The following is a 560-nucleotide window of genomic DNA, read 5'->3' on the forward strand; positions in this document are numbered from 1 at the left end:
TCCAGGCGCAGGGTGTCGCGCGCCCCAAGACCGCACGGCTTAACGCCAGCGTCCAGCAGACCGCGCCAGAAATCAGCCGCCTGCTCGTTCGGCATCGCAATTTCATAACCCGCTTCGCCGGTATAGCCGGTGGTGGCGATAAACAGGTCGCCGGCCTGCACGCCGAAGAACGGCTTCATGCCTTCCACGGCCTGACGCTGAGCGTCGGTAAACAGCGTCGCCGCCTTCGCTTTCGCCTGGGGGCCCTGCACCGCGATCAGCGACAGATCGTCGCGAACGGTAATTTCAAGGCCGTAAGGTTCAGCTTGTTCGGAGATCCAGGCGAGGTCTTTTTCGCGGGTGGCGGAGTTAACAACGAGGCGGAAATAATCTTCAGAAAGGAAATAGACAATCAGGTCGTCGATGACGCCGGCGGAGGCGGTCAGCATGCCGGTGTAGAGCGCTTTGCCTGGGGTGGTGAGCTTCGCCACATCGTTGGCCAGCAAATAGCGCAAGAACTCGCGGATCCGGCTGCCGTGGAAATCGACGATGGTCATATGCGACACATCGAACATCCCTGC

Annotated in this window: 1 protein-coding gene; it reads right to left on the bottom strand. The window is 60.5% G+C overall.

Going from position 1 to position 560, the window contains the following annotated elements; genetic code table 11:
* Nucleotides 1-560 (bottom strand): glycine cleavage system aminomethyltransferase GcvT (gcvT, locus tag HHU12_RS34675; protein ID WP_169661238.1); only part of this gene is annotated, 560 nt, incomplete at both ends.

Origin of the sequence: Flammeovirga aprica JL-4 (assembly GCF_012844305.1) — a bacterium.
Classification (GTDB): Bacteria; Bacteroidota; Bacteroidia; order Cytophagales; family Flammeovirgaceae; genus Flammeovirga; species Flammeovirga aprica.